Source organism: Streptomyces sp. NPDC091412 (assembly GCF_044756885.1).
Classification (GTDB): Bacteria; Actinomycetota; Actinomycetes; order Streptomycetales; family Streptomycetaceae; genus Streptomyces.
The window spans coordinates 534,246-557,660 of the sequence record NZ_JBIVTV010000001.1; the positions used below are offsets into that span (position 1 = coordinate 534,246).

Annotated in this window: 24 protein-coding genes and 1 pseudogene; 15 read left to right on the forward strand and 10 right to left on the reverse strand. The window is 71.3% G+C overall.

What is annotated here, in order from left to right; all coding sequences use genetic code 11:
- Positions 1-16: 16 nt before the first annotated feature.
- Positions 17-895, reverse strand: a complete 879-nt coding sequence (locus tag ACIQMV_RS02430) for an MHYT domain-containing protein (RefSeq protein ID WP_402590512.1) — start codon at positions 893-895, stop codon at positions 17-19.
- A 287-nt stretch (positions 896-1,182) separates the two neighbouring features.
- On the opposite strand from ACIQMV_RS02430, the gene ACIQMV_RS02435 reads away from it, so the two are divergent.
- The 4 genes from ACIQMV_RS02435 to ACIQMV_RS02450 all read left to right on the forward strand — a co-directional run bounded on the left by ACIQMV_RS02435 (position 1,183) and on the right by ACIQMV_RS02450 (position 4,951).
- Positions 1,183-2,061 carry a glycerophosphodiester phosphodiesterase gene (locus tag ACIQMV_RS02435; protein ID WP_402590514.1) on the forward strand — a complete coding sequence of 293 codons (879 nt, stop codon included), beginning with the start codon at positions 1,183-1,185 and terminating at the stop codon, positions 2,059-2,061.
- Between the two features lie 92 nt (positions 2,062-2,153).
- On the forward strand, positions 2,154-2,729 hold the full coding sequence (locus ACIQMV_RS02440) for a methylated-DNA--[protein]-cysteine S-methyltransferase (RefSeq protein ID WP_402590516.1): 576 nt from the start codon (positions 2,154-2,156) through the stop codon (positions 2,727-2,729).
- 363 nt (positions 2,730-3,092) lie between these two features.
- Positions 3,093-3,998 carry a pseudouridine-5'-phosphate glycosidase gene (locus ACIQMV_RS02445; RefSeq protein ID WP_402590518.1) on the forward strand — a complete coding sequence of 302 codons (906 nt, stop codon included), beginning with the start codon at positions 3,093-3,095 and terminating at the stop codon, positions 3,996-3,998.
- Positions 3,995-4,951, forward strand: coding sequence for a carbohydrate kinase family protein (locus ACIQMV_RS02450; protein ID WP_402590520.1), 957 nt, complete (start codon positions 3,995-3,997; stop codon positions 4,949-4,951). The genes ACIQMV_RS02445 and ACIQMV_RS02450 overlap by 4 nt, the downstream gene beginning before the upstream one ends.
- A gap of 23 nt (positions 4,952-4,974) precedes the next feature.
- Here the strand turns inward: ACIQMV_RS02450 and ACIQMV_RS02455 are convergent, their stop codons facing one another.
- Complete coding sequence (locus tag ACIQMV_RS02455; protein WP_402590522.1) at positions 4,975-5,904, reverse strand: methyltransferase domain-containing protein; 930 nt, start codon at positions 5,902-5,904, stop codon at positions 4,975-4,977.
- A 155-nt stretch (positions 5,905-6,059) separates the two neighbouring features.
- Here ACIQMV_RS02455 and ACIQMV_RS02460 point away from each other — a divergent pair, with 155 nt between their 5' ends.
- Complete coding sequence (locus tag ACIQMV_RS02460) at positions 6,060-7,151, forward strand: magnesium and cobalt transport protein CorA (RefSeq protein WP_402590524.1); 1,092 nt, start codon at positions 6,060-6,062, stop codon at positions 7,149-7,151.
- A gap of 196 nt (positions 7,152-7,347) precedes the next feature.
- On the opposite strand, the gene ACIQMV_RS02465 is transcribed toward ACIQMV_RS02460, so the two are convergent.
- The gene (locus ACIQMV_RS02465; protein ID WP_172633001.1) at positions 7,348-7,989 is read right to left on the reverse strand and encodes a uridine kinase; all 642 of its coding nucleotides are present in this window, start codon (positions 7,987-7,989) and stop codon (positions 7,348-7,350) included.
- Positions 7,990-8,070: 81 nt separating this feature from the next.
- On the opposite strand from ACIQMV_RS02465, the gene ACIQMV_RS02470 reads away from it, so the two are divergent.
- Positions 8,071-8,763 (forward strand): DUF2293 domain-containing protein, encoded by a 693-nt coding sequence (locus ACIQMV_RS02470; protein ID WP_402590526.1) that lies wholly within the window; start codon positions 8,071-8,073, stop codon positions 8,761-8,763.
- 375 nt (positions 8,764-9,138) lie between these two features.
- Positions 9,139-10,626: a glutamate synthase subunit beta gene (locus ACIQMV_RS02475; RefSeq protein WP_402590528.1), complete on the forward strand. Its 1,488-nt coding sequence runs from the start codon at positions 9,139-9,141 to the stop codon at positions 10,624-10,626.
- Between the two features lie 89 nt (positions 10,627-10,715).
- On the opposite strand, the gene ACIQMV_RS02480 is transcribed toward ACIQMV_RS02475, so the two are convergent.
- From ACIQMV_RS02480 to ACIQMV_RS02490, 3 genes are all read right to left on the reverse strand, one after another.
- A complete protein-coding gene (locus ACIQMV_RS02480) occupies positions 10,716-11,504 on the reverse strand; it encodes an SAM-dependent methyltransferase (RefSeq protein WP_141361953.1) in 789 nt (262 codons plus the stop codon).
- A 91-nt stretch (positions 11,505-11,595) separates the two neighbouring features.
- Positions 11,596-11,868, reverse strand: coding sequence for a DUF397 domain-containing protein (locus ACIQMV_RS02485; protein WP_141361951.1), 273 nt, complete (start codon positions 11,866-11,868; stop codon positions 11,596-11,598).
- Positions 11,869-12,729 (reverse strand): helix-turn-helix domain-containing protein, encoded by an 861-nt coding sequence (locus tag ACIQMV_RS02490; protein ID WP_401774087.1) that lies wholly within the window; start codon positions 12,727-12,729, stop codon positions 11,869-11,871.
- Between the two features lie 249 nt (positions 12,730-12,978).
- Here ACIQMV_RS02490 and ACIQMV_RS02495 point away from each other — a divergent pair, with 249 nt between their 5' ends.
- Entirely contained in the window at positions 12,979-13,617 is a 639-nt protein-coding gene (locus ACIQMV_RS02495) for an ATP-binding protein (protein WP_402590531.1), read from the forward strand.
- The gene (locus tag ACIQMV_RS02500; RefSeq protein WP_141361937.1) at positions 13,608-14,060 is read left to right on the forward strand and encodes a hypothetical protein; all 453 of its coding nucleotides are present in this window, start codon (positions 13,608-13,610) and stop codon (positions 14,058-14,060) included. The genes ACIQMV_RS02495 and ACIQMV_RS02500 overlap by 10 nt, the downstream gene beginning before the upstream one ends.
- A gap of 33 nt (positions 14,061-14,093) precedes the next feature.
- Here the strand turns inward: ACIQMV_RS02500 and ACIQMV_RS02505 are convergent, their stop codons facing one another.
- From ACIQMV_RS02505 to ACIQMV_RS02515, 3 genes are all read right to left on the reverse strand, one after another.
- Positions 14,094-14,279, reverse strand: a complete 186-nt coding sequence (locus ACIQMV_RS02505) for a hypothetical protein (RefSeq protein ID WP_141361935.1) — start codon at positions 14,277-14,279, stop codon at positions 14,094-14,096.
- Between the two features lie 249 nt (positions 14,280-14,528).
- On the reverse strand, positions 14,529-14,717 hold the full coding sequence (locus ACIQMV_RS02510; protein ID WP_402590533.1) for a DUF397 domain-containing protein: 189 nt from the start codon (positions 14,715-14,717) through the stop codon (positions 14,529-14,531).
- Positions 14,714-15,556, reverse strand: a complete 843-nt coding sequence (locus ACIQMV_RS02515) for a helix-turn-helix domain-containing protein (protein WP_402590535.1) — start codon at positions 15,554-15,556, stop codon at positions 14,714-14,716. Before ACIQMV_RS02515 ends, ACIQMV_RS02510 begins: the two co-directional genes overlap by 4 nt.
- Positions 15,557-15,750: 194 nt before the next feature.
- Here ACIQMV_RS02515 and ACIQMV_RS02520 point away from each other — a divergent pair, with 194 nt between their 5' ends.
- From ACIQMV_RS02520 to ACIQMV_RS02535, 4 genes are all read left to right on the forward strand, one after another.
- A complete protein-coding gene (locus ACIQMV_RS02520) occupies positions 15,751-16,203 on the forward strand; it encodes an ATP-binding protein (protein ID WP_402590537.1) in 453 nt (150 codons plus the stop codon).
- 164 nt (positions 16,204-16,367) lie between these two features.
- Positions 16,368-17,309, forward strand: coding sequence for an ABC transporter ATP-binding protein (locus ACIQMV_RS02525; protein WP_402590539.1), 942 nt, complete (start codon positions 16,368-16,370; stop codon positions 17,307-17,309).
- Positions 17,306-18,664 (forward strand): ABC transporter permease, encoded by a 1,359-nt coding sequence (locus tag ACIQMV_RS02530; protein ID WP_402590541.1) that lies wholly within the window; start codon positions 17,306-17,308, stop codon positions 18,662-18,664. Before ACIQMV_RS02525 ends, ACIQMV_RS02530 begins: the two co-directional genes overlap by 4 nt.
- Before the next feature lie 3 nt (positions 18,665-18,667).
- Positions 18,668-21,427: an alkaline phosphatase family protein gene (locus ACIQMV_RS02535; RefSeq protein ID WP_402590543.1), complete on the forward strand. Its 2,760-nt coding sequence runs from the start codon at positions 18,668-18,670 to the stop codon at positions 21,425-21,427.
- Positions 21,428-21,518: 91 nt separating this feature from the next.
- On the opposite strand, the gene ACIQMV_RS02540 is transcribed toward ACIQMV_RS02535, so the two are convergent.
- The gene (locus ACIQMV_RS02540) at positions 21,519-22,304 is read right to left on the reverse strand and encodes a nucleotidyltransferase family protein (protein WP_402590545.1); all 786 of its coding nucleotides are present in this window, start codon (positions 22,302-22,304) and stop codon (positions 21,519-21,521) included.
- Positions 22,305-22,475: 171 nt separating this feature from the next.
- Here ACIQMV_RS02540 and ACIQMV_RS02545 point away from each other — a divergent pair.
- Together ACIQMV_RS02545 and ACIQMV_RS02550 are read left to right on the forward strand one after the other, a co-directional pair.
- Positions 22,476-22,853, forward strand: a pseudogene (locus tag ACIQMV_RS02545) (RidA family protein); the annotation flags it as partial.
- 57 nt (positions 22,854-22,910) lie between these two features.
- Positions 22,911-23,405 carry a GNAT family N-acetyltransferase gene (locus tag ACIQMV_RS02550; protein WP_402590971.1) on the forward strand — a complete coding sequence of 165 codons (495 nt, stop codon included), beginning with the start codon at positions 22,911-22,913 and terminating at the stop codon, positions 23,403-23,405.
- Positions 23,406-23,415: the final 10 nt, after the last annotated feature.

Genomic DNA, 23,415 nt, shown 5'->3' on the forward strand with positions numbered 1-23,415 from the left:
TGACAACGGGTCCCGATCAGCGGTTCTGCGGAACGCGGGGGCGTTCGCGGACCGTCTCACGGCCGGGATCGCCGTGGGCGCCGGCCGGGGGACACCCGGCGGAATGGGCGACAAGTTCACGCGCCGGCACGCCCGGCTTGTGCTCGGCCGGGGTCCAGTCGGACCTGCCCGTGATCATCAGCGGGTCGAACAGCACGACGGCACCGGCGAGCAGCAGGAAGACGAGCGGACCGATCAGCATCGGCGTGAGCAGGGCGGCCGACGACTCGCCGGTGGTGGCGCCGCTCGTTTCGTGCAGGTGGACGCTGAGGGCGGCCATGCCCGTGTAGTGCATGCCGACGACGGCGAGACCCATGACGAGGCTGGCGCCGACGCTCCAGAGGAACCCTTTCGCCCGCCCGGCCGCCCAGAGGGCCGCGGTCGCGGCGACGACGGCGATGACCACGGAAGCCGCGACGGTGAGGGTGTTGTACTCGAGCGTGCCGTCGAGCCGCATCCCGGCCATGCCCAGATAGTGCATGCTGGCGACGCCGAGCCCGGTGATCGTGCCGCCGGTGAACAGAGCGGAGCCGGTCGCACCCCGGTAGCCGACGATGAAGATCCCGATCCCTGTCATGATGATGGCGACGGCGAGGCTCGCGTACGTCGTCGGCCGGTCGTAGCCGATCGACGCCTCTTCGACGGTGAAGCCGGTCATCGCGACGAAGTGCATCGTCCAGATGCCCGAGCCGATCGCGGCCGAGCCGAGGGCGAGCCAGCCGGGGCGCCAGGAGCGCGCGACGAGCAGGGCGCGGGTGGTGCAGCGCAGACCGAGGGCCCCACCGAGGCAGGCCATGAGACAGGCCACCAGCGGGGTGACGAGCCCGTAGCTGAATCCGTCGACGGTGCCGTGCATGCGCGGTCGCCCTTCCGCCCTCTTGAAGTCCCGGAAATCGTGAATGCCCCCCGTCCCAGGACCGCCACGCGGTCAAGGTTGACGCTGAGAGTATGACTGCCACCGGAATGGCCGAACGACTTTCCGGCAAAGAAGCACGGCCTCGTCGCAGATGTGCGGCACCCGTGAGCGAGCACGGTCGGTTCCGTGTGGTCCGTGACTCCACCCGTGGCTCTTCCTCGAGCGCCTCGTTGACTCTGTGCTGTCACTCTTGTGCTATCTGTGATCATTTGTCGCGAGGAGTACGTATGCACGCGCGCGCAGTCGCCGCCCTGGCCACCGCCCTGGCGGCGGTCGCCGTCCTGTTCCTGCCCGGCTCGGAGGTACGGGCCGCGGAGGCCCACCGGCCGCAGCCCGCGGTCGTCGCCCACCGGGGTGCCTCCGCCCACGCCCCGGAGAACACGCTGCCCGCCATCGACAAGGCGGCGGCGCTCGGCTTCTCCTGGGTGGAGAACGACGTCCAGCGCACCAAGGACGGCAAGCTCGTGGTCATCCACGACGCCACCCTGGAGCGGACGACCAACGTCGAGCAGGTCTTTCCCGGCCGGGCCCCATGGAAGGTGAAGGACTTCACCGCCGCCGAGATCGCCCGCCTGGACGCGGGCAGCTGGTTCTCCCCCAAGTTCGCGGGCACGCGCGTGCCGACGCTCGACCAGTACATGCGCCGGCTCGAACGCAACCACGAGAAGCTGCTCCTGGAGATCAAGAACCCAAAGCTGTATCCGGGGATCGAGGCACAGACCCTCAAGGTGCTCGCCAACGACGGCTGGCTCGACCACCGGCACCTGGCGAGCCGACTGATCGTGCAGAGCTTCAGCGCCAACAGCGTGCGGACCGTGCACGCGCTGAAGCCCGCCGTCCGCACCGCTTTCCTCGGCCGCCCGGACACGGCGGACCTGCACCGGTACGCGGCCTTCGTGGACCTGATCAACCCCTCCTACCGCACGCTGTCGGCGGACTACGCGGCGGCCGTCCGTGCGCACCGAGGGCCGCACGGCGTCCCGCTGGGGATCTTCACCTGGACGGTCAACAACGCCGCCAGTGCCCGGACCGTCGCCGGCTTCGGCGTGGACGGCATCATCACCAACAAGCCGGAAGTGGTACGCAGGGCGCTCAAGACCGCCTGATCGCTTGAGACCGCCTCATCGCCCGAGACCGTCTGGTCCCGCGGCGGTGCAGGTCGGAGGGCGTTGTCAGTGGCGGGCCGTACCGTAATCGCATGGACAACCACGAGCAGGACGAACATCGGGTCGTACCGGACGAGCAGCGGGTCGTGTGGGCCGTCGTCGGTACCGGCATCGGCCCCCTGCTGCTGGCCGCGACCCCCGAGGGCCTGGTCAACGTCGTCTTCCACGCCACTGACGCGATACGGGAGCGCGCGCTGGACCGGCTGGCGTCCCGGCTGGGCACCGAGCCGGTCGAGGCGCCCGACTCCCCGCTGCTCGCGGAGGCGATACGCCAGGTGCGGGCGTACTTCGCGGGCGAGCGGCAGGACTTCGAACTGCCGCTGGACTGGTCTCTGATCTCGGGCTTCAACCGGCAGGTGCTGCGCGAACTGGCGTCGGGAGTGCCGTACGGCACGGTCGTCGGGTACGGCGATCTGGCCGACCGGGTGGGGCAGCCGGGTGCCGCCCAGGCGGTGGGCGCGGCGATGGGCGCCAATCCGCTGCCGGTGGTCGTGCCGTGTCACCGGGTCGTCGAGAGCGACGGGGGCATCGGCGGCTTCGGCGGCGGCCTGGAGGCCAAGCGCAGGCTGCTCGCGCTGGAAGGCGTGCTGCCCGAGCCGCTGTTCTGAGGCGCCGGGCGCGAGGCGCACTGCCCTACGGGCGCGAGGCGCGCTGCTCGTAGTACCTGGCCGGGTGTGCCCTTCTCGTGGTGCCGGACCGCGCGTGCGCTGGTCACCGCGCGTGCGCCAGTCGTAGTGCCGGACCTCGAACGGGGTGGCCCGCGCTGCCCGCCGCGCCGGGGACCATGCTCATGCGTTCGGCCATGTCGAGCGGGGCGAGGTCGAGGATCGTCTCCTCGGTCAGGCGTACGGAGGGGAAGGACGCCTCGCATGCGTCCCAGGCTGGGCCTCGCGGGACGGGCCGCAAGGGTTTGGCCCGGTGCGGCACCCGCCAGAGATGAGGGGAGAGCGCAACAGACGGGAGGCAGGCACGTGCTGGTGGTGTCCGAAGAGGTGCGGGAGGCGCTGGCCGCGCGTCGTCCCGTGGTGGCCCTGGAGTCCACGATCATCGCCCATGGGCTGCCGCGCCCGCGCAATCTCCAGGTGGCGCTGGAGCTTGAGGACGCGGTACGGCAGGAGGGCGCCGTGCCCGCGACCATCGCGGTGCTGAACGGCCACCCTCACGTCGGCCTGGACAAGGGGCAGTTGGAGCGGGTCGCGAACGAGGAGGGGATGCGCAAGCTCGGCCATCGCGACCTGCCGCTCGCGATGGCCGCGGGGGCGAGCGGGGCGACCACGGTGTCGGGGACGGCGCTGCTGGCCTCGCTGGCGGGCATCCGTGTGTTCGCCACGGGCGGGCTGGGCGGAGTGCACCGCGAGTGGACGGCGACGCAGGACGAGTCCGCCGACCTCGGACTGCTGGCGCGCACACGGATCACGGTCGTGTGCGCCGGGGTCAAGTCGATCCTGGACGTGCCGGCGACGTTGCAGCGGCTGGAGACGCTGGGGGTCGCGGTGGCCGGGTACGGCACGGACCGCTTCCCCGGGTTCTATCTGTCCGACTCCGGTCATCCGGTGGACTGGACACTGCGGACGCCGGAGGACGTGGCCGCGGTGATGCGGGCGCAGAACGCGCTGCGGGCGCCGGAGTCGGCGCTGATCGTCGCCAACCCGGTGCCGCCGCAGGAGCAGTTGGATCCCGAACTGCACGCGCGTGTGCTCGCCGACGCGCTGCACGCGTGCGAGGAGGAGGGCGTCACGGGGCAGGCGGTCACCCCGTTCCTGCTCGACTACCTGGTGCGGCACACCGACGGCGCCTCGCTGCGCGCCAACCTGGCGGCGGTGCGCGGCAACGTACGGCTGGCGGCGCTGATCGCGGCGGCGTGGGCCCTGCCGTGACGGGCCCTGCCGTGACGGACGGCGGGGGTGGGGCGCTGCTGGTGGTCGGGGACGTCGTGACGGATGTCGTCGTGCGGCATCGCGGCCCTCTTGCGACCGGCACCGACACCTCCGCCGCGGTCCGGATGCTGCCCGGCGGGGCGGGGGCCAACGTGGCCTGCTGGGCGGCCCACAGCGGGTGCCAGGAGGTCCGGCTGCTGGGGCGGGTGGGCGCGGAGTCGGCGGCCTGGCACGAACGGGCGCTGGTCGCCTCGGGCGTGCGCCCCCATCTGGTCGTCGATCCCGGGGCGCCGACCGGGACGGTGGTCTGCCTCGTCGACTCCTCGGCGGCGGCCGAGCGCACGTTCCTCACGGACAGCGGGGCGTCGCTGCGCCTTGAGGCGGGTGACTGGTCCGACGCGCTGCTCGACGGGGTGGCCCGGCTGCACCTGTCGGGCTACCTGCTGTTCTCCGGTACGGGCCGGGCGGTGGTGGCGAGCGCCGTCGCGGCGGCCCGCGCGCGTGGCGTGCCGGTGAGCCTGGATCCCGCGTCGGCCGGGTTCCTCGTCACGCTGGGCGTGGACCGGTTCCTCGCCCTCATCGAGGGGGTGGACGTGCTGCTGCCGAGCCGCGACGAGGCCTGCCTGCTGACGGGCCTGCCCGACCCGGCGGACGCGGCGGCCGAGCTGAGCCGCCACGTCCCGCTCGTGGTCATGAAGCAGGGCGCCGCCGGGGCACGGGTGGCACACGCGGGTGCCGTCCACGCCCACGTACCCGCGGTGCCTGCCACCGCGCGGGACACCACCGGCGCGGGCGACGCCTTCACCGGCGCCTTCCTAGCCGCCCTTCTGGCCGGAGCCGCCCCCGGGGCCGCGGCAGCCCGGGGATGTGCGGCGGGCGCGCTGGCGGTGGCGCGGGTGGGCGGGAGGCCTCCGAGAGCCCGGTGGCGTTCCGATGCCTCCGAGAGCCGGTGACCTTCCGGTCGGCGGCTCAGGTGCTACGGCTTGGTGCCCCAAGCGGAGATCATCGGTGCTGTGGTCAGGTCCATGGTGCCGGAGGCCACGTTGGCCAGGTGCTGGTCGATCTCCTCGTCGGTGGCCAGGCACGCGGTGACGAGGCGGGTGCGGATCTGCCGGACCGTGGCCGACTCCAGGGCGCTGCAGGCCGGGGAGGTGACCGGGAAGTAGGCGTCGGCCTCCACCTGGCGCAGGCCTGCCTCGCGCAGCAGGCGCGGGAGTCTGCGGCCGTAGGACAGGTCGGCGCCACGGTCGGCCAGCAGGCGGCGGAAGCCGCGGCGCAGCCGATTGGCCAGTTCCTCCGCCGCGCCGTGTTCGTCCGGGCAGAGCAGGGGCTGGAGGGCGGGGTCGGCGTCCTCCAGCAGCAGCCGTCCGCCGGGGCGCAGTGCCTTGATCATCGACCGCAGCGCCCGTTCCCGGTCCGGCACGTGGACCAGGACGAGCCGGGCGTGCACGAGGTCGAAGCCCTCGCCCGGCGGCTCCTCGGCGCCCACGTCGTGCACTCTCACCTCCACCGGCGGACGGGCGGCCTCGGCGACCAGTGAGGTGTCGATGTCGGTCGCGACGACCATGCCGGTGGGGCCGACCCGCTCGGCCAGCCAGGAGACGACGGAGGTGCCGCCGGCGCCGACCTCCCAGCAGCGCCATCCTGGTCCGACGCCGATTCCTTCGAAGTGACGGAACGTCGTGGGATCGAAGAGGGTCGCGAAGGCGTCGAAGCGCTCGCCGGCCTCGGTCTGCCGGTTCTCGAGCAGATATCGGCCTCCACCCGGGCCTTCGCGCCGCCCCTCGCGTCGCCCCTCGCCCCGGCTCTCGGGCTGACCCGCGTCCCGGCCGCCCTCGTTCCCGTCCTTGTCCTGGTCGGTGTCCGCGCCGGAAGGCCCGTCCGGATGCCCGTCGCTGTGCGTCATACCGGGATCATCCCAGCCTTCCCCGGCGCCTGCCGTGCCCGTCCACAGGCGGGAACAAAGCGGAATGTGCGGTTTCCACAGGCTTACCCGGCGCTCACGTGGGCCTGGCAAACTGGCTCGACCAGGCGGCAAAAGGTGCACGCGAGGAGATCCGGATGTCCATGGCGGGGAATCTGCGGAAGGTGGCTCGGCTGGCCCGAGGGCGGCGCCGGGTCGACCTGAGCCATCCCGCCCGGTCGCCGCTGGGCTCCTCCGTGGTGAACTGCGTGGCCTACCAGGACGGCGAGCGGGTTCCGGAGGCCGGTGATCTGGTGGAGGCCGTGGCGCGGGTGCGCAAGGCCCGTGACGGTTTCGTCTGGCTGGGACTGCACGAACCGACGGACGCGGAGTTCGCGGGCATCGCGGACCTCTTCGACCTGCACCCGCTGGCGGTGGAGGACACGGTCAAGGCGCATCAGCGCCCGAAGGTGGAGCGGTACGGCGAGACGCTGTTCGCGGTGTTCAAGACGGTGTGCTACCTCGAGCACGAGAAGCTGACGGCGACCAGCGAGGTGGTCAGCACCGGCGAGATCATGGTGTTCACCGGGGAGGACTTCGTGATCACCGTGCGGCACGGCCTGCACGGCTCGCTCGGTCCGCTGCGCGAGGAACTGGAGTCCGATCCGGGGCAGCTCGCCAAGGGGCCGGCGGCGGTGCTGCACGCGATCGCGGACCATGTGGTCGACGACTACCTGAGCGTCACCGACTCGTTCCAGGAGGACATCGACGAGGTGGAGGCCGAGGTGTTCGCGGAGGATGGCGCGCGTGTCGATCCGGGGCGGATCTACCAGCTCAAGCGGGAGCTGCTGGAGCTGAAGCGGGCCGTCGTGCCGCTGGGGCGCCCGCTGGAGGAGCTCTCCGCCCGGCCGATGAAGGTGGTCGGCGCGGAGATACAGGCGTACTTCAGGGATGTCCTCGACCACCAGACCCGGGCCAAGGAGCAGATAGCCGCCTTCGACGAACTGCTGAACTCGATTCTCCAGGCCCACCTCGCGCAGGTGACGGTGGCGCAGAACGAGGACATGCGCAAGATCACGGCATGGGCCGCGGTGATCGCCGTGCCGACCATGGTGTGCGGGGTGTACGGCATGAACTTCCGCGTGATGCCGGAGCTCCACTGGCGGTTCGGCTATCCGCTGGTCATCTGCCTGATATCGGCCGTGTGCGTGTCGCTGTACCGCGGCTTCCGCCGTAACGGCTGGCTCTGAGCCGCCGGCCCGCCCCGACAGACGGCTGACCCGGCAGACGGCTGACCCGGCAGACGGCTGACCCGGGAACTGGGTGGCGTCTCAGGGACCGGCCGCCGGGACCGGGAGCCACGGCCGGGAGCGGGTGCCGCAGGGACCGGCCGCCGGAGCGGGTGCCGCACGGGCCGACAGCTGGGTGACCAGGGGGCGCCGGGGCTCAGCCGTTCCAGGCCGGGTGCCGGGGGTCGTCGGCGCGTACCAGGACATCGGCGGTGCGGGCCGGGTCGGTCTCGGCGTCGTAGCGCTCGAAGGCGGGCAGCGTCCAGTGTTCGGCCTCCGGAGTACGGCGGCGCAGGGCGCCCGGGGAGAGGAGGACGTGGACGGTCAGGTCGAAGGGGAACCAGTGACGCAGCAGGAGGGGGCCGTGCAGCAACAACAGGGCGCCGGGCGGGAGCTGGACGTAGGCGCTGCGGGTGGCGCGGTCGGTGACCGGGTCCCGCAGGTCGGGCAGGACGCGTCCGTCACCGCCGGGTTCGAGCGGGCCGAAGACCTCGCGCCACAGGGCGCCGGTGTCGAGCCAGCCGTTGTAGTAGGACTCCTCGTCCCGGTGGCCGTGTTCCAGCCGGAGGGAGGCCGGGCGCAGGAAGCCTTCTGTATCCACGACCAGCGCGGAACGGCCGAGCGGCCGCAACGCCTCGGCGACGCGGTGCGCCAGGTCGCCCGGGAGGGCGGCGGGGGCACCGTCGAAGGCGATGCGCGGCCAGGGGCTGCCGTCGGCGGGCTTCAGGTCGAGCAGGCGCTCGGCGAGGAGGTCGCCGAGCCGTTCCCAGGTGATCGCTTGAAGACGCACACGGCCCATGATGCGTCAGGGCGGAAGCGGGGTGCGGCGGGAGGAGCGTCCGGGTACGCGCCCGGGAATGTACGTCGTATGGCCCCGCGTATGGCCGCGCTCCCGGTCCCCCGGCCGTCCGACGGCCTCCTCGTCCTCCAGCCGCTGCGGCGCAAGCGGTGTGCCGCGTGCCGGCGCGGCCCGCTGCCGCTGCTCGTACTGGAGGAGGGGGTGCCGCGGTGCCTGGACTGCGCCGACCTCGGGCACCTGGTCTTCCTGCCGCGCGGCGACACCGCGCTGACGCGCCGGTCGCGGGAGGAGAGCGCGCTGTCGGCGGTGGTGGTGCGGTTCAACCGGCGCAGAAGCCGGTACGAACGGCAGGGCGTCCTCGTCGAGGAGGCGGCGCTCGCGCGCGCGGAGCTGCGGTGCCTGGCGGACGCCGAGGCGCGACGCCGTCGCCGCGCGCGCGACGCACGGCTGCGGGCGGCCGAGGACATACGGTTCGCGGACGCGTTCGCGGCGGAGATCCTGCGGCTCTTTCCCGCCTGCCCGCCGGACCGCGCGCGGGCCATCGCCGGGCACACCTCCCTGCGCGGCAGCGGACGGGTCGGCCGCAGCGCGTCGGGGCGCGCTCTGTCCGAGACCGCGGTCACCTCGGCGGTCGCGGCCTCCGTACGCCACCTGGACACGCCCTACGACCGACTGCTGATGAGCGGGGTGGCACGGCCCGAGGCCCGACAGCGGATCAGGGCCGACGTGGACTCGGTGCTGCGGGCCTGGCGGGAGCAGAACCCGAGCGCGTAGAGCACCCGCCCGAGCCGGCGGCTCCGCACATACCGCTCCACGGACAAACCCGGCTCCGCGCCCCGCACCACGGACAAGCCGAGCCACGTGCGCCCCGCACCTCTGGCAGGCCCCGCCACCCGCACCACGGACAAGCCACGCCACACACACCACCCGCACCACGGACAAGCCCAGACACACACACCACCCGCACCACGGACAAGCCCAGACACACACACCACCCGCACCACGGACAAGCCCAGACACACACACCCCGCAGCACGGACATGCCGGGCTCCGCGTGCCCCTCACGACGGGCATAGCGGGCTCTGCACCTGGGGCCCGGCGGTCGTATCGTGGCCGGAAGAGGTGGTGCCCGAGGCAAGGGGGACGGCCATGGCCGATCCCAAGGGTTTCATGACCACACCCCGCCAGGAGTGGCCCCGCAGGCCGGTCGAGGAGCGGGTGCGGGACTGGCACGAGGTGTACGTGCCGGGCGGGCTGCTTCCGATCATCAGTAAGCAGGCCGACCGCTGCATGGACTGCGGGGTGCCGTTCTGCCACGAGGCCTGCCCGCTGGGCAATCTGATCCCCGAGTGGAACGACCTGGTGTCCCGGGAGGACTGGCGGGCGGCCGCCGACCGGTTGCACGCGACGAACAACTTCCCCGAGTTCACGGGGCGGTTGTGCCCGGCGCCGTGCGAGGCGGGGTGTGTGCTGGCGATCAACCAGCCGGCGGTCACCATCAAGAACGTCGAGTGCGCGATCGCCGATCGGGCCTGGGAGGAGGGGTTCGCCCCGCCGCGCCCGCCGGACCGGCTGTCCGGGCGGACCGTCGCGGTGGTCGGGTCGGGGCCGACCGGGCTCGCCGCGGCCCAGCAGCTGACGCGCGCGGGACACACGGTCGCCCTGTACGAACGGGACGACCGGCTCGGCGGACTGATGCGGTACGGCATTCCCGCGTTCAAGATGGAGAAGCACCACCTGGAGCGGCGGTTGGAGCAGATGCTGGCCGAGGGGACGAAGTTCCGTACGTCGACGGAGGTCGGGCGGGACGTCGGGGCCGGGGAGCTGCGGGCGCGCTACGACGCCGTGGTGATCGCCACGGGCGCCACGGCCTGGCGTGAACTACCGGTACCAGGGAGGGAGTTGGCCGGAATCCACCAGGCGATGGAGTACCTGCCGCTGGCCAACCGGGTGGGTGAGGGCGACGTGGAGAACTCACCGGTGTCCGCGGCCGGCCGGCACGTCGTGATCGTCGGCGGCGGGGACACGGGAGCCGACTGCCTGGGCACGGCGGTGCGGCAGGGCGCCGCGTCCGTGACCCAGCTGGACATCTACGCCCAGCCGGGCGCGGAGCGCGACGAGGACCTCGAGCCGTGGCCGACCTACCCGAAGATCTACCGGCTGTCGCCCGCGCACCAGGAGGCGGGCGACCTGGGCACGGCGCCGGTCGCGGACGCCGACGCGCGGCTGTTCGCCGCGTCCACGCTCCGCTTCGCCGGTGACGCCGACGGGCATGTCCACGAGCTGCACCTGACCGAGGTGGACGCGGCACGGCGCCCCCTGCCGGGCACCGAACGCACGCTCCCGGCCGATCTGGTGCTGCTCGCACTGGGTTTCTCCGGCCCGTCCCAGGAGGACGGCCTCATCGACCAGTTGGGCCTGCGGCTCACCCCGCGTGGCACGATCGCCCGCGACCCCGCCTTCGCGACCAACGTCCCGGGCGTGTTCGCCGCCGGGGACGCCGCCCGCGGCCAGTCGCTGATCGTCTGGGCCATCGCCGAGGGCCGCGCGGTCGCGGCGGCCGTGGACCACCACCTGACGGGCGTCTGGAGCCTCCCGTCCCCGATCGGCCCGTACGACCGTCCGATGCGGGTGTGATGCCGACGGCGTCCCACCCTGACCGACAGCGTCCCACCCTGACCGACAGCGCCCCGCCTGACCGGCGGGGCGCCGCGGACATCACTCCGTCACGGCTTCCGGGCCACCGCCCCGTAACCCGGGATGACTCCGTCGTCCTGGCCCGGAACCGGTTCGCCCAGTTCCGGGTGCCACTTGTGGACGACCTCTACGCCGGGTTCGACGAGTTCCAGGCCGTCGAAGAAGCGGGTGAACTCCTCGCGGGTGCGGAGGGCGAGGGTGACGCCTCCCGCCTTCAGTCTGGCCGTGGCCGCCGCCGACTCCTCCGGGGTGAAGTCCGAGGTGGCGTGGGTCATCATCAGGTAGCTGCCGGAGGGCAGTTCGGCGAGCAGACGCGCGACCAGGTCGTGGGCGCCGTCCTCGTCGGTGATGAAGTGGAGCAGCGCCACCAGGGACAGGGCCACGGGTTGGCCGAAGTCCAGGACCTTCCCGGCGCCCTCCAGGATCGTGGCCGGGTCACGGACGTCGGCCTGCACGTACTCGGTGATGCCACCCGGCGCGCTGCGCAGCAGGGCCGCCGCGTGGGCCAGCACGATCGGATCGTTGTCGCAGTAGACGACACGCGCGTCGGGCGCGATCGACTGGGCGACCTGGTGCAGGTTCGGCTCGGTGGGTATGCCCGTGCCGATGTCCAGGAACTGCCGTACGCCCTGGCCGGCCAGCCACCGCGTCGCCCGGTGCATGAACGCGCGGTTGACCTTGGCCATCACCGGCACCCGCGGTTCGAGTGCCAGCATCTGCCGGCCCAGTTCCTCGTCGACCGGGTAGTTGTCCTTGCCGCCGAGGTACCAGTCGTACATCCGCGCGGGGTGCGGCTTGCTGGTGTCGATCTCGGTCATACGGCACCTCGTAAGCGTCTGGAATGAGCAATGATCATGATCAAGTCAGTACCAAGATTAGGGAGTTGAGTTAGCCAACAGACAGGGTCGTTCAAGTCAGCAGGAAGTCCGCCTCTCCGGCCTTCGCGCCCTCGATGAACGCCGTCATCTCGTCGGTCGTGTAGATGAGGGCCGGTCCGTCCGGATCGGTGGACTGACGGACCGCGATCCGGCCGTCGTCCAGCTTCATGGCCTCCAGGCAGTTGCCTCCGTTGCCCCCGCTCCACGGCTTGTGCCAGCCCTCGCTGCCGAGTTCACCGGCGGGCATGCCGTTGTAGATCCCGCGGCGCAGCCGCGGCTTGGGCTGGGACGTGATGCGTTCCATTCACAGCTCCTTGCGGAAATCCCGGAGGATCTCCTTCGTGCGATGTGCAGTAGCGGCCTGCGCCGCCATGCGGTCCATGACCTCGAGGTGGCTCGCCACCTCCTGACGCGCGTCCAGGTAGACCGCGCCGGTCAGGTACTCGCTGTAGACCATGTCCGGCAGTTCGGGCATGGCGAATCGGAACAGCACGAAGGGCCCGTACGTGCCGGCGTGCGGCCCCGCGGAGAACGGGGCGACCTGCAACGTCACGTTGGGCAGTTTCGCGGCTTCCAGCAGCCTGTCGATCTGAGCACGCATCACCTCGGAGTCGCCGACCTGCCGGCGCAGCGCCGTCTCGTCCATCACCACCCAGATCCTGGGGGCGTCCGGACGGGTGAGCAGATCCTGGCGTTGCATGCGCAGCGCGACATGGCGCTCTATGTCCTCGGGGCTGGTCTGGCCGACGGCGCCGGACTTGAGCACTCCGCGCGCGTAGTCCTCGGTCTGGAGCAGTCCGGGGACGAAGTGCGGCTCGTAGGACCGGATGAGGGCGGCGGCACCCTCCAGGCTGACGTACATCGAGAACCAGCCCGGCAGGATGTCGTGGAACCGCTGCCACCAGCCCGGCTGGTTGGCGTCCTCGGCCAGCCGCATGAAGGCCTCGGCCTCCTCGTCGGAGACGCCGTACGCCTTCAGCAGCAGCTGGAGGTACGGGATTTTGAGGGCGACCTCGGCCATCTCCATCCGGCGCACGGTGGCGGGGGCCACGTGCAGGATGCGGGCGGCCTCCTCGCGCTTGAGCCCCGCGCTCTCCCGCAGGTCCAACAGGCGCCGGCCGAGCACGACCTGCCCGACTGTCGGCGCGGACCGCGGCTCACTCACACTCCACCTCCACTGACCCAGGACCGAACTGTAAGGACGGACGTGAGGATTCAGGAGGTTCCCGTCATGAATCCCGCACAGCCCTCGGCAACCGCTCGAAGACCCGTTCGAAAATCCGGTGGACCCGGCGGTCTCAACTGGCGCCGCTCGACGTGCTGTTGCGAGCAGTGTGCCATGGCCCCTGAGCGCGTCACCAACACTCTGCATTTTTCAGAGTGCCACTTGCCAAGTGTTCACGGCGGGGCGATAGTGGCAAGCGTGATTCCGTCTCCGCCCTTAGGAACAGACGCCGCCGCGATCCCGCTGAGCCGCGGCGTGAGTACGGGAGCGGGCCCCGGCGGGGCCGTTGCCGAGCGTCGGTTCCGTTTCGAGCTGGCCGCGCATCCCGGTTCCCCCGCGCGGGCCAGGCGCCTGACCCGGACCCGCCTGACCGGCTGGTCCGTGTGCGAGGACACCTGCGACGCGGCGGCCCTGGTCGTCTCCGAGCTGGTCACCAATGCCATCGTGCACACCGCCAGCAGGCAGATCGTGTGCGAGCTGCAGGACGAGGACGAGTTGGTGCGCATAGCCGTGCGGGACGAGGGGTGCGCGCCGGGTGAGCCGCAGCCGTCGCCGCGGCAGCCCGAGGAGGAGCACGGAAGGGGACTGCTCCTCGTCGACGCCATGTGCCTGGCCTGGGGAGCCCTGGAGCAGGGCACCGGCCTGGTGGTGTGGGCGGAGCTGCCGCGCCGTTCCGCTCCCGCCCGGAGCGACCTGGGCTGGGGCGCCCGCCCCAAGCCGGCCCCTGCCCGCGACACGGACGACAAGAACGGAGCGCAGGCTCACGGCCAGGCGCACCGGCAGACGCATCGGCAGGCACATCACGGAACGGGGACCGCATGGCTGTGACCGGCGCCGGCTCCTTGGGCGGCTCCGGTCAGTCGCTCAACCTGGACACGCTCGTACGCCTGGGGCGCGGTCGTCGCACCCACGGCGCACCCCGGCGGCTGTCCGTACCCGAGGGCATGACCGTCCCCCTGGGCTGCGACGCGGTCGCGATCCCCGCCCGCCTCGGTCCGCAGCTCATGCCCCGGCTGCCCCGCGTGGGCTGCGTCTTCGCCGACCGAGCGCACTGGTGGTGGATCGTCCCCGCGGACTCCGACTACGCCCTGCGCTGGCCCGCCCCGGCCCACTACTCCCCGGGCGCGACGCTCCCCGCCTCGCCGACGGCGCCCATGCTCATGCACCGCCCGGCGGGCACGATCCCCTACACCCCGCCGATCCCCCTCTATCTGGCCCTGTGCCGGATCACCGGGACGGCACCGGCCTGGTCCCGCACCGTCAGCGCGTAACCGACCGGACTGATCCGGTCGCCGGCCGCCGGGTCACGCCTTGGCGCCACCGCCGGACTCCCCGCCCCGGACGATCACCAGGAACGTGTCTGTCGCGAGGTCCATGACAACCTCGGCGGGCAGGCCTTCCAGACGCCGCGCATGCGCGAACTCCTCCGCCGGCCACGACCCGCGCGGACCGCCGGCGGGAAAGCGTTCGAGCACCGTTCGCCCGTTCACCCTGCACCTCCACGTTCAATGCTGTACTTGCAGATTTAAACGCCTTGCAGGGGGCGAACGCCTCTCCTGGTGACCCTACTGAGACGTACGTGACATCAGTTCACCACCAAGGGTGCGTCCCACTTCACATTTCCGGGCGGTACGAGCACCATCCGCGCCGATCCGCGTACACCCCGTGTTCACCCTTGCGCCGCGCGGACACGCCGGTGCCCCGTGACCCGAGGCGAGGGTCACGGGGCACCGCCACGTTCAGTTCCGAGCAGCGAACCCGACGAATTCGGCCCAGGCCTCCGGCTCGACGATCACCGCAGGACCGGCCTTGTCCTTCGAGTCGCGCACGTGCGTGGCGCCCGACCAGGAGGCGACCTCGACGCACTCGCCGCCTTCGCCGCTGCTGTAGCTGCTCTTGACCCAGGCCGACTCGGGTACAGCGTTCATGTCTCTCCCAGCAACTTCTCAATGAGGGCCAGCGATTCACGCGGACTGAGCGCAGCGGCACGAAGAAGCCCGTACTGCTCTTCAAGCTCCCGGACCGATTCGCGCTCCGCGTAGAGGCGGCTGTCCTTGTACGCCTCCACGTACGCGATCCTCCGCCCATCCCTGGTTTCGATCAAGGTGAACGGACCGGCCAATCCAGCGTGCTCCTCTCGCACGGTCGGCATGACCTGGATCTCCACGTTCCGCTTGTCCCCCCGCAGAAGAAGCTGCTCCAGCTGACCTCGCATGACGGTCGAACCACCCAGTGGCCTGTGCAGTACCGACTCCTCGATGACAAAGCTGATGATCGGCATCGGCGTTCGGCAGAAGATCTCCTGCCGGGCCAGTCGAGCGGCGACACGCTGCTCGATGATCTCTTCTGCCAGCAACGGACGGCGCATGGTGAACACCGCTCGTGCGTACTCGTCCGTCTGCAACAGCCCGGGCACGACCTGGTTGGCGTACACATGCAGGACGACCGCGTCGGCCTCCAACCTGGCCGCATCCCGGAAGAACGCCGGATACTGCGCCCGCGCCACCCCTTCCTTCCCCGCCTTCAACACCCCACCGGCGTTCAGCAGGTCGTCGGCCTGGTCGATGAACTTCGGCGGCGGGATCCGCCTCCCCTGCTCGAAGGAGGCGATCGTCGAGGCCGAGTATCCGACCCGGCCGCCGAACTCGGACCGGTCGAGTCCCGCCCGTTCACGGCACAGCTTCAACTGCCGTCCGAAGATGTGCAGGATCCCCGAACCGGGCTCGTTCTCGCGCTCCCGCTCGTCCTCCGCCTGCGTTTCCTCCACGCCCGGCACCTCCCGTACGTACCGCTCTCGCCGAACACCGAACCCGCGCCACGACCGCTGGCGGGACCAACGCGCCGCGCGGGGGGCCGGTCACGCCTCACGCGCGTACAGCCGCGTGCCGGCGGCGTACAGCCGGTGCCGGTGGCAGCGTCACTCCTGGCCGACGTTACGTACAGGCAGCGAACGTGTACCCCATGGAATCAGCGACTTCCCCACAAAGGCGTACGCCGCGGGACCCGGCGGCGGTGCGCGAGTTCGCGATGCGGTTCACGTCGACGCCGAGAGGGGCGCGGCTGGCCCGCCGGCTGGTGGCGCACCGGCTGAACGAGTGGGGGCACCCGTACACCTCGTCCGTGAACGAGACCGCCACGCTGGTCACGGCGGAACTGACCGCGAACGCCGTCCGGCACGGTCATGTCCCCGGCCGGGACTTCCATCTCCGGCTCACGGAGAGCCGGGGCACCCTGCGCGTCGAGGTCACGGACACCCGCACCGAGCGACTGCCGACGCGCGAGGAGCCGTGTCCTGACGGGGAGTCGGGCCGCGGACTGCTGCTCGTCGAGGCGCTGTCGGACGACTGGGGTGTGGTTCCCCGACCGGCCGGTCCCGGCAAGACCGTATGGGCGGAGTGCGCCTGCCCCGTATGACCGGCATGCCGTGCGGGCCCCAAGTGGACACCGTACGTGCCGACTGTGCGGGCGTTGTCGTGGGCACGATCTCTGCATTCCGTTCCATGAGCGTTCAACTCGCGGTCCCCGCACGGGTCGTGTGCCGTCCCTACGGTCCTTGAGGCCTGCGAAGGAAGGGACTCATGGACACACTCCTCGCGATCCGGGCGAGCGGGACGACCAAGTGTTTCGGCGATGTCGTCGCGCTCGACGGCGTCGATCTGACCGTGGAGCGGGGAAAGATCCACGGCTTGGTCGGACCGAACGGCGCCGGCAAGACGACACTGCTCGGCCTGCTGCTGGGCCTGGCCGTCGCCGACAGCGGGTCCCTCGAGATCCTGGGGACGCCGGTCGGGCGGGCGCCGGCCGCTCCCGACGGTGTCGCCGGGTTCGTGGACGGGCCCGGCCTCTACCCCTCGCTCACCGCACGGCAGAACCTCGCCGCGCTGGCCGCTCTGCGCGGCCTCGACGCGCGGACGGCGGGGATCGACGACGTGCTCGACCAGGTCGGGCTCACCGATGTCGCCCACGACCCGGCCCGCGGCTTCTCCCTCGGGATGCGTCAGCGGCTGGGACTCGCCGCGGCCCTGCTCACGAAACCCCGGCTGCTCGTGCTCGACGAACCCGCCAACGGCCTCGACGCGGCAGGCAAGAAGCACGTGCACGGTGTCCTCACCCGGCTCGCGGCGGACGGGACCTGTGTCGTGCTGTCGAGCCACCGCATGGAGGACCTGGAGGCGCTGTGCTCCGAGGTCACCATCCTGGCCACCGGCCGGGTCGTCTTCTCCGGCCCGCTGAGCAAGCTCGCCGCCGAGAACCGTGAACTCGACTACCGGCTGCTCACCTCCGATCCCCGGACCGCGCGCCGGATGGCCGCCGGCACGGCCGGGATCCGCGTCGTCGACGGCGCCGGGACACGGTACGGCGCCGAGACGCTCGTCGTGCGCGCGCCGGTGCCCGCTCTCGACGAACTGGTGGCGCGGCTCGTGGGCGGGGGCATCGCGTTGCGCGAACTCGCCGCCGTGGTGTCGCCGTTGGAGGCCGCGTTCCTCGCCCTGACCGAGCAGCAGGAGGCGGACCGATGACCGCGACCGCCACGCACGAGCAGGCCACCGGTGCCCGCCGCGTCCCGGTGACCCGCGCCTACCGCTTCGAACTGGTCAAGCTGGTCTCGCAGTGGCGGATTCGCCTGCTGGTCCTCGCCTGCTGGATCGTGCCAGGGCTCTTCGTCGCCGCGGTGAGCCTGCAGAGCACGCTCCCCTCCGACACCCTCTTCGGCCGCTGGATGCACGCCACCGGATGGGCCGGACCGCTGGTGATGCTCGGTTTCGCGGGCACCTGGGCGCTCCCGATGCTGACCTCGGTGGTCGCCGGCGACGTGTTCGCCGCCGAGGACCGGCTCGGCACCTGGCGCCACCTGCTCGTGGCGGTCCGTTCGCCCCGGCGGATCTTCGCGGCGAAGGCGCTGGCGGGCCTCACCGTCATCCTGCTGCTCGTGGCCGGACTGGCCTGTTCCAGCACCGTCGGCGGCGTCCTCGCGGTCGGCAACCAGCCGCTGGTCGGCCTCGACGGCCATCTGCTGACGCCGGCGGACGCCGCCGGCAAGGTCCTCCTCGCCTGGCTCTGCGTACTCGCCCCCACCCTGGCCCTCGCCGCGATCGGACTTCTCGGGTCCGTCGCGCTGGGCCGGTCCCCGATGGGGCTGCTGCTGCCCGCGCTCGCCGCGCTCGCGATGCAACTCGCCCAGATGCTGCCACTGCCCGTCGCCGTGCGCCTCGCCCTGCCCGGCTACGCCTTCATCGCCTGGAACGGCCTGTTCACCAGCCCGGCGCAGCTCGGCCCGCTCCTGATCGGCATCGTGGTCGCCCTGGTGTGGACGGTGGCCGCCACGGCCCTGGCGTATCTGCTCTTCCTGCGGCGCGACTTCACCAACCCCGCCTACGACGGCTCCGGGCGCCGCGCGATCACCACCGGGCTCCTGCCGCTGGCCGGGCTGACCGCCCTCACGGTCGCGGTCGTCGCCGTGGCGACGCCGTCGACGGGCTCCGGAGTCGAGCAGGACAAGGTGCAGCGGTCGGTCGCCACGGCGTTCGCGCACCTCTACCGCATACAGACCGAGCAGCTCAACCGCCCGGAGGTCACCGAGGCGCGGCTGCGGGTCACGGCGGCGTGCGACAAGGGCGGCGGCCGGCTCGCCGCGCAGGGGCCGGGCAACGACTGGCGCTGCGTCGTCACCTGGCATCTCCCCGGCGTCGAGGCCCCGGGGACGGCCGTCTACCAGCTCGACGTCACCGCGGACGGCCGGTTCGTGGCCGACGGCGACGGACCGAAGGAAGTGAACGGCTACTTCCTGGTGCGGACCCCGACCGGGGACACACCGAACCCGCTCTGGCAGTTCGACGGCAATGTCGAGCTGCTCAAGACCACTCCGAAGGGATGATCCATGCAGGTAACCCGGCGCCGCCGGCATGTCGAGACGAAGCAGGTCGGCCTGCTCGGCAGACATTTCAACCGCCGGACCTCTCTGGTGACGGCGTGCATCGCCACGGCCGCGCTGGTCGTCTCCGGTACCGCTTTCGCCGAGACGCACCAGTTCGGCACCCAGCAGGTCGGCCAGATGACCGACCAGGGCCTGGTCGTCTCCAGTGACCAGTACATCGCCCCGTACGGCGACCGCCTCGTCATCGACAACGGCAAGATCATGTCGTCCTCGGTCAGCCCGGACGGCAGCCACGTCGCGGCCTCGGTCACCGACGGTGGAATGGCGCTCGCCATCGTGGACCTGAAGGACTGGAAGGTGCAGCAGCTCGTCGGCAACAACGCGTCGGCGAATCTGCGCATCAGCGGCAACGACGTGGGCCAGGAAGGCCCCACGTACTCGCCCGACGGTTCGCAGCTGTGGCTGGGCCAGGCCGACGGCTACACCCGGTTCACCGTGAACCCGGACGGCAGCGTCGCCAACCCGACGTCCGTCAAGATCCCGGCGGACGGGTCCAAGCGCGCGCTGGTGGGTGCGGCGGTGTTCTCGGCCGACGGCTCCACCGTGTATTCCGCGGTCAACGGCCAGAACCGGGTGGTCGCCATCAACGCGGCGACCGGGGCCATCGAGCAGAGCTGGGCCGTGGGCAACGCCCCGCGTGGCATGGTCCAGGTCGGTACCAAGCTCTACGTCAGCAACGAGGGCGGGCGTCCGGCGAAGCCCGGCGACACCACGATCAACTCGTACGGCACCCAGGTGCCGGCCGACCCGAAGACCGGTGCCACGACCACGGGCACGGTCAGCGTCATCGACCTGGCAAACCCGTCTGCCGCCGTCGGGAGCATCGACGTCGGTCTGCACCCGACCGCCGTGTACGCCAAGAAGGGGGCGGTGTTCGTCACCAACACCGCCACCAACGACGTGTCGGTCATCGACACGCGCCGCAACAAGGTCGTGCAGACCATCGCCACCCAGCCGTGGCCGGAGGCGTCGGTGGGCTACCACCCCAACGCGGTGACGCTCACCGACGACGGTCATCTGCTGGTGACGCTCGGCGGCGCCAACGCGGTCGCCGTCTACCGGTACACGTCCCCGCAGGAACCGGTCAGCTATGTCGGACTGCTCCCGACGGACTACGTCCCCGCGGAGATCGCCACCGTCGACAACGAGGTAGTGGTCTCCAACACCCGTGGTATCGACGCCCGCCGCCCCACCAACAGCGCCGGGCACGGCACCCACGACACGACGTCGAGCGTGCAGCGGTTCACGCTGCCGGACGACCACGTCATCAAGTCCGAGACGGCCAAGATCTTCAAGCGGAACGGCTGGACCAACGGCTCGGTCAAGCCGGCCCAGGGCAAGGGCCTGGGCCGGACCCCGGTGCCGGTCCCGACGAAGCTCGGCGACCCCTCGACGATCAAGCACGTCTTCATGATCGTCAAGGAGAACCGGACCTACGACCAGGTCTTCGGCGACATCCCGCAGGGCAACGGCGACCCGTCGCTGACGCAGTTCGGCGAGAACGTGACGCCGAACCAGCACGCGCTGGCCAAGCAGTTCGGGCTGTACGACAACACGTACGACATCGGCACCAACTCGGCCGAGGGTCACAACTGGCTGATGCAGGCCGACAACCCGGAGTACACCGAGTCCTCGGCCGGTGAGTACGTGCGCAGCTACGACACCGAGGACGACGCTCTCGGCCACCAGCGGACCGGCTTCCTCTGGAGCGGTGCGCAGGCGGCGGGCAAGACCGTACGAAACTTCGGCGAGTTCCACCAGTTCCTGACCAAGCCGGCGGACGCGACCTGGCAGAACCTGTACTGCGACAGCAAGAACATGGAGGCGACCGGTCAGGACACCGCCTACACCCTGAAGTCGTCCTCCCCGATCCCGTCGCTCAACGACGTGTCGGTGCCCGGCTTCCCGAAGTACGACCTCAGTGTCCCGGACGTCTACCGGGCCCAGATCTGGAAGCGTGACTTCGAGAAGAACGGGCCGGCGAACCTGAACATGTTCTGGCTCTCCAGCGACCACACCGGCGGTCCGGCGAGCGCAGCCGCTCAGGTCGCGGACAACGACCTCGCGGTCGGCAAGATCGTCGACACGATCTCGCACAGCAAGTACTGGAAGGACTCGGCGATCTTCGTTGTCGAGGACGACTCCCAGGCCGGCCTCGACCACGTCGACGGCCACCGGGCCCCGATCCAGATCATCAGCCCCTGGGCCCAGCACGGCACCGTCGACAGCCGCTACTACTCGCAGATCATGATGATCCGCACCATCGAGCAGATCCTCGGGATCCACCCGATGAACCAGAAGGACAGCGCGGCCAGCCCGATGCGTGGGGCGTTCACCGAGCGGCCGGACTTCACGCCGTTCACCACTCTGCCCAACCGGACCCCGCTCACCGATGGTGTGAAGACCGCGCCTTCCTGCGGTCTGGACACCCCGGCGCCGCAGAACCCCAAGGCAGCGGCCGTGGCGCCGGCGACGGTGCCGGCGGACCAGCAGGCGGTCGCGGCGAAGTGGGACAACTGGAAGTCGAAGCAGCGGCTGACCGGTCCGAACGCCAAGCCCGACTTCGCGAACCCCGCCCAGATGAACCACTTCACCTGGTACGAGACGCACGGGTGGAGCAAGCCGTACCCCGGCGAGAAGAAGATCTTCGCGCCGGAGGACGTGCCGGGCGCGTACATCCCGTCGCCGGAGTCGGACGGCTGACGGCTGACGGCTACTTGATCGTGTGAAGGGCCCCTGGCCGGCATCACAGCCGGCCAGGGGCCCTTGCGGCTCACGTGTCAGGCCTCCCTTTTCACACCTTCGGCATGCAGCCGCCGAACAGGGCTTCGGCGTCCGTGAGGGCGGCGGTCAGGGTCCCGGGTCCCGGTTCGAGTCCCGCCACGATGTCGTCGACCGCACGCAGGCCCGCGCGGCCGGTCAACCCCTTGTCGTTGGTGGTCCACTCCCCCCGCGCGGCCAGTACCGCGTGGGCGGTCTGGGTCGCGGCGAGGGCGATCGCACCGGCGACCTGGGTGAGGTCGCCTTTCGGGGCGTGTCCGGACTTCGCGTAGGCCAGGGTGGCAGTGGCCCGTCCGTACCAGTGTCCGGGCGCCGAACGTCGAAGGGCGGGCGGGTAGGCGGCGGGGCGGGGCAGCTCGCCGCGCAGCACCCGGTTGACGGCGAGCTCAGCGACGACCAGATAGCTGGGGATTCCCGCGAGATGGAACAGCAGCGGCTCCACGCGGAACCGCCCTTCCTCCGCTTCCGCGCACTCGTGCTCCACCACGTCCAGGTCGCGGTAGTGCACGTCGACACGCCGACCGCCGATGGTCAGCCAGGCGCCCCCGTTGAACACACCCCCGCCCCATCCGCCGATCTCGGACACCTCGCCCTCCCAGCCGACGGCCCGCAGATCGGCGGGGTCGAAGCCGCCGCGGTAGTAGACGGCCAGGTCCCAGTCGCTGTCGGGCCGGTGGGTGCCCTGAGCACGAGAGCCACCGAGAGCCACCGCGCGGACTCCGGGAAGGGCGGCGAGGCGGTCGGCGGTGGTGTCGAGGAACTCGGCGGTGGTGTCGAGGAACGAGGAGTCACGCGTCACCGTCTCTGACTACTCCGACCAGCACCGCGGCGCCAGCGAATTTCCGCTTGCGGCCTGCGGCGAGGGCCTGAAACCGGGGCGGTTCCTCACGGTGGCCGCGGTCCTGACCGCCAATTCGTGTGGCCGCGGTCCCGACCACTAATTCGGCTGCGCCGCAGAGGGCGGCCGCGCATGATCGGGAAGTTGCCCGTGTCCGTCCCCGTCCAGGAGCTCGCCGTGATCCGTCGTGTCACCGTCCCCAGCCTCTTCGCGCCCCCCACCTACTCCCACGCCTGCGTCGTCGAGACCGGGACGAGGCTGGCGTTCCTGGCCGGATCCGTGCCCCTGGATGCCCGGGGGGAACTGATCGGTGCGGGGGATCCCGTGCGCCAGGCCGAGCAGGTGATCGCCAATCTCACCGAGCAACTGCGCGAAGTCGGCAGCGACTTGGCGCATGTCCTGGTGACCGACGTGTACGTCGTCAGCAGCGAGCCCGCCGTGCTCTCCGCCGTCTGGGAGGTCGTCGAGGCGTCCGGACTCAGCACGGGACCGCACGCGTCGACGCTGATCGGGGTCGCCTGCCTCGGGTACACGGGGCAGCTCGTGGAGATCACGGCGACGGCGGTGGTGCCGGAGGCGGAAGAAGGCGCACGGGACGCGAGTACGGCGAACGGTGTCGTGCTGCGGCGGGCCGGTGGGGCGGATGCGCGGGACGCCGCCGACGTGTGGCTGCGGTCCTTCGCCGCCGCGCTGCCGGGCGTTGTGAGGCCGCACTCCGACGACGCGGTGCGCGCCTGGTTCCGGGACGTGGTGGTGCCGCGGCAGGAGACCTGGGTCGCCGAGGCCGGCGGTGACAGCGGCGTCGTGGGGGTCATGGTGCTCGACGACGACATGCTGGAGCAGTTGTACCTCGACCCGGACTGGCGTGGACGCGGCCTCGGCGACCGTTTCGTCGCCCTCGCCAAGGAGCGCAGGCCGCGGGGCCTTTCCCTGTGGACCTTCCAGGTCAACCGGCCCGCCCACCGCTTCTACGAGCGCCACGGCTTCGTGGCCGCCGAGTACACCGACGGCGGCGGGAACGAGGAGCGGGAGCCGGACGTACGGTACGTGTGGCGGCCGTGAGACCGGGCCG

Coding starts and splice junctions, on each gene's coding strand:
- ACIQMV_RS02430 (WP_402590512.1), bottom strand. CDS start 895: ATGCACGGCACCGTCGACGGATTCAGCTACGGGCTCGTCACCCCGCTG.
- ACIQMV_RS02435 (WP_402590514.1), top strand. CDS start 1,183: ATGCACGCGCGCGCAGTCGCCGCCCTGGCCACCGCCCTGGCGGCGGTC.
- ACIQMV_RS02440 (WP_402590516.1), top strand. CDS start 2,154: ATGGACAACCACGAGCAGGACGAACATCGGGTCGTACCGGACGAGCAG.
- ACIQMV_RS02455 (WP_402590522.1), bottom strand. CDS start 5,904: ATGACGCACAGCGACGGGCATCCGGACGGGCCTTCCGGCGCGGACACC.
- ACIQMV_RS02460 (WP_402590524.1), top strand. CDS start 6,060: ATGTCCATGGCGGGGAATCTGCGGAAGGTGGCTCGGCTGGCCCGAGGG.
- ACIQMV_RS02465 (WP_172633001.1), bottom strand. CDS start 7,989: ATGGGCCGTGTGCGTCTTCAAGCGATCACCTGGGAACGGCTCGGCGAC.
- ACIQMV_RS02470 (WP_402590526.1), top strand. CDS start 8,071: ATGGCCGCGCTCCCGGTCCCCCGGCCGTCCGACGGCCTCCTCGTCCTC.
- ACIQMV_RS02475 (WP_402590528.1), top strand. CDS start 9,139: ATGGCCGATCCCAAGGGTTTCATGACCACACCCCGCCAGGAGTGGCCC.
- ACIQMV_RS02480 (WP_141361953.1), bottom strand. CDS start 11,504: ATGACCGAGATCGACACCAGCAAGCCGCACCCCGCGCGGATGTACGAC.
- ACIQMV_RS02485 (WP_141361951.1), bottom strand. CDS start 11,868: ATGGAACGCATCACGTCCCAGCCCAAGCCGCGGCTGCGCCGCGGGATC.
- ACIQMV_RS02500 (WP_141361937.1), top strand. CDS start 13,608: ATGGCTGTGACCGGCGCCGGCTCCTTGGGCGGCTCCGGTCAGTCGCTC.
- ACIQMV_RS02510 (WP_402590533.1), bottom strand. CDS start 14,717: ATGAACGCTGTACCCGAGTCGGCCTGGGTCAAGAGCAGCTACAGCAGC.
- ACIQMV_RS02520 (WP_402590537.1), top strand. CDS start 15,751: ATGGAATCAGCGACTTCCCCACAAAGGCGTACGCCGCGGGACCCGGCG.
- ACIQMV_RS02525 (WP_402590539.1), top strand. CDS start 16,368: ATGGACACACTCCTCGCGATCCGGGCGAGCGGGACGACCAAGTGTTTC.
- ACIQMV_RS02530 (WP_402590541.1), top strand. CDS start 17,306: ATGACCGCGACCGCCACGCACGAGCAGGCCACCGGTGCCCGCCGCGTC.
- ACIQMV_RS02535 (WP_402590543.1), top strand. CDS start 18,668: ATGCAGGTAACCCGGCGCCGCCGGCATGTCGAGACGAAGCAGGTCGGC.